Below are 3,571 nucleotides of genomic sequence, written 5' to 3'. Positions count from 1 at the left end.
CGCTCGGCGGCGAGCCGGGCCCTGGCGTCTTCAGCGTGACGTGCCTTCTCGGCTGCGGCTGCGCGCGCCTCTTCGGCCGCGACGTTCTTCAGTTGCGCACGGGCGAGGCCGGCATAGAACCCGTCGGGATAGGCCTGAAGGAAGGCTTCCCATGCGTCCCGATTGCCCGCCTGCAGCGCCAGCTCGTAATCCCGGCGGATTGCGTCCTGTGGGCTCGCTTGCGGTCCTGCGGCAACAGGCTTGGCCGGGATCAGCGCGACGTCATCGCCGCCGAGCGAGCCGTAGACATAAGGCTCCTGCTTGTAGCCGGTGTTCTTGAGGACATCGTCGCGGACGAAGCCGAACGCCTTGCGCAGGTCGAGCCCGGGGGTGGGGAGCCGTTCGACCAGCGCAGCGGCAAACGGGCTGTTCCTGGAATCGCCGTCCGAGGCGGTCGAGCCGGCCTTGGCCGCAAAGGCGATCATGGTGTTCGGGCTGGTCGGCTCGACCTTGGCGAGGCCACGCCCGATGGCGCGCGCGGCAATCGTCCGCTTCATGGTTTTGGAGAACGGATTGTCGCGGCAGGCATCCAGGATCACAAGGCGGAGCTGCTTGGCCGGCTCGACGGCGAACAGGGCGCGTTCCAGCGGTAGCGTCTCGTCGAGCACATCGCTGTCGGTCTCGAGCGTGGCATCGGTGGGGATCAAATAGTTGGTGCCGTCCAGCTCGATGCCGTGACCGGCATAGTAGACCACGGCCACATCGGCTTCGCGCGTCCTGCCGCCGAAGTCGCGGAGCGCCCGGCGCATCTCGGCGGCATTGAGGTCCAGCTTGACGTCGACGCTATCGAACCCGGCCTTCCTGAACATGCCGCCGACGAGGCTCGCATCATTCACCGGGTTGGTCAGTCTGGTTGCACTCTTGTAGGCGGAATTGCCGATCACCAGCGCGACGCGCTTCTCGGCCCTCGCGTCGCCAAGACCGAGCCAACACGCCAGGAAGAAAAGAATGGTGAGCCGTAGAACGGCCATGCTGCCCCCGGATCGCCTGCAATCAGACTAGCCAGAGTCTCTCTAAAGGCAAGGCGTCGATCTGTGACGGCCGTCACAAAGTTGGATTAGCGTTTATCGCCAGGCCTCGTTCCTGAGGACGTCCGGTTCGAGTAGAGCAGCCCTGCAGCGGACCCGCTGCAGGGCAATTCTCTTCGTACCGCGGATCTCGTTGTCCGGCCGAGGAGGCGGCGATCGTGCTCGCCGCTGCCGTGATGCGCCTTAAAACCCGTCTGATCTCAGGCTGTCTTGGTGAACATCGTCAGGACACCGTCGGCGATGTTGATCGCGACGACTTGGGACGAACTCAAGCCCTTGGCCTTGAGCACGGAGGCTGCCTGCGGCGTGGCGTCGATGGACTGCCGAAGCGACTGGATGTCTTGATCGGTTGTGTGCGCCACGAGCTCATCGACTTTCGCGCGCACCGCCGGCTGCAATTCCTTGACGTCCACGACCTGTATGCTCCGGATCTCCGTGCGGGACTGCGTGGAGGGCTGTTCCGCGCCGGGTTGCGACGATGCTCCCTGTGCCTGCACCAGAGCAGGTGTTCCGAGGGAGAGAGCTGCAACGATGACGGATGCCGTGAAGCTGCGCATGGTCATGCCTTTCCAGTTTGAGGAGCGGCGACCCTATCGAGGAAATCTGGTTGGCATCTGATTCCGGTGTGGCCGTTCGGTGAAACCAATGCGGCCGCAATGCGCACGGATGAGACCGGCTGTGTCGGGTCGGTGACGTCCCAGCGTCGCGAAGGAGAGCGGCGCTCAGCCCGCCTGGGTTCCGGGAAAGGGTGCGCCGGACATCCCGACGTGATATCGCCGGTATGCTGTTGTCGAACCGCGACGGGACGGGCATCGCGAATGGGAATGACCGGGGACATCATGCAACAACCAAGCGGACACGCCGAGAACGCCGACCAGATCGCCTATTGGAACGGCCCGAGCGGGCAGCGCTGGGCTGATCGCCATGCGGCGCAGGAGAGCCTGCTCGGCCCCATTGCCGACGCGCTGATCGACCGCGCCAAGCCGAAGCCGGGCGAGCGCGTCCTCGATGTCGGTTGCGGCTCCGGGGCGACGACGTTCGCGTTCGCGAAGGCGGTGTCCCCGAACGGTTTTGCGCTCGGTCTCGACGTGTCCGAGCCGATGCTGTCACAGGCGCGCGCGTCTGCGCCAAAAGGCCTGCCGCTCGATTTCGTGCTGGCGGATGCGACGGTGCATCCGTTCGAGCCGGCCAGCTTTGACCTGCTGACCTCGCGCTTCGGCGTGATGTTCTTTGCCGATCCCATTGCGTCCTTCACCAACCTCCGCCGCGCGCTGAAGCCGACCGGGCGGCTCGCCTTCGGCTGCTGGCGCGAGCCGAAGGAAAACCCCTGGATGATGGCGCCGCTGATGGCGGTCTACAAACACGTGCCGAAAATGCCGCCGGTCGGGCCGGAGGAGCCGGGCCCGTTCGCGTTCGCCTCGGAAGAGCGCGTGATGCGCATCCTGAAGGGAGCAGGCTTCGTCGACGTGGCGATGGAGCCGCACAATCTGGCGATGGATGTCGCGATCGGCGGCGGCCTCGATGCGGCCGTGGACGGCGCGTTGCAGATCGGCCCGGCCAGCCGCGCGCTGCAGGGCCATCCGCCGGAGACGTATGATGCAGCAAAAGCCTCCATCCGCGAGATGCTCACGCCGTTCCTGAAGGGGCAGTCGGTCGCGTTGCAAGGCGCGATCTGGATTGTCACGGCGAAGGTGGGGTAGGGCGCAGCTCTCTCCACCGTCATTGCGAGCGAAGCGAAGCAATCCAGAATCCCTCCGCGGGGACAGTCTGGATTGCTTCGTCGCTTCGCTCCTCGCAATGACGACGTAGGGCATTGTAGCCCCTCACACCACATCGTCCGGCGCCAGCGCGCAGCCATTGTCCGGATGGGTCTCGACCTGAAGCGTGGTGTGGCCGATGCGGAACGAGGCCTTCAGCAGCTGCGCGGTCTCCATCAGGAAGGCATCGCCGGTGCCGGTGGGCATGACGAGGTGGCAGGTCAGGGCGGTCTCGGTGGTCGAGATCGGCCAGACGTGGAGATCGTGGATCGCCGAGACGCCGGGCCGCGCGAGCAAAAACGCCCTGATCGCTGCAAGGTCGGTGCCCTTCGGCGCGGCCGCCATCGACATGTCGATCGAGCCGCGCAAGAGGCTTGTCGTGCTCCACAGGATGGTGGCGCAGATCACGAGGCTGGTGACGGGGTCGAGCCAGAGCCAGCCGGTCCAGATGATCAGCGCCGCCGAGACCACGACGCCGAGCGAGACCGCGGCGTCGGCCGCCATGTGCAAGTACGCGCCTTCGATGTTGATGTCGTCCTTGCGCCCGCTTGCAAACAGCATGGCCGTGAAACCGTTGATGAGAATGCCGATGCCGGCGACCACCATCACAGTGACGCCTGCGACCGGCTCCGGCTCGCGCAGGCGCAAAATCGCCTCCCAGCCGATCGCGCCGGTTGCGACCAGCAGGAACACCGCGTTGGCCAGCGCCGCCAGGATGGTGGAGGCGCGAAAGCCGTAGGTGAAGCG

Annotated in this window: 4 protein-coding genes; 1 reads left to right on the top strand and 3 read right to left on the bottom strand. The window is 65.7% G+C overall.

Features of this window, described 5'->3' with window-relative positions:
- Together MOV75_RS31115 and MOV75_RS31110 are read right to left on the bottom strand one after the other, a co-directional pair.
- Positions 1-1,010, bottom strand: a 1,010-nt coding sequence (locus MOV75_RS31115) for a caspase family protein (protein ID WP_247007233.1), incomplete at its 3' end; no start/stop codon positions are given.
- A gap of 257 nt (positions 1,011-1,267) precedes the next feature.
- Positions 1,268-1,630 carry a hypothetical protein gene (locus MOV75_RS31110; RefSeq protein WP_246931337.1) on the bottom strand — a complete coding sequence of 121 codons (363 nt, stop codon included), beginning with the start codon at positions 1,628-1,630 and terminating at the stop codon, positions 1,268-1,270.
- A 276-nt stretch (positions 1,631-1,906) separates the two neighbouring features.
- Here MOV75_RS31110 and MOV75_RS31105 point away from each other — a divergent pair, with 276 nt between their 5' ends.
- Positions 1,907-2,767 (top strand): class I SAM-dependent methyltransferase, encoded by an 861-nt coding sequence (locus MOV75_RS31105; protein ID WP_246931336.1) that lies wholly within the window; start codon positions 1,907-1,909, stop codon positions 2,765-2,767.
- Between the two features lie 123 nt (positions 2,768-2,890).
- On the opposite strand, the gene MOV75_RS31100 is transcribed toward MOV75_RS31105, so the two are convergent.
- On the bottom strand, positions 2,891-3,571 hold a 681-nt coding region (locus MOV75_RS31100; RefSeq protein WP_247007232.1), incomplete at its 5' end, for a cation diffusion facilitator family transporter.

The sequence above is a fragment of the Bradyrhizobium sp. PRIMUS42 genome (assembly GCF_023006515.1).
GTDB lineage: Bacteria > Pseudomonadota > Alphaproteobacteria > Rhizobiales > Xanthobacteraceae > Bradyrhizobium.
This window is presented reverse-complemented; position numbering and strand designations above follow the sequence as displayed.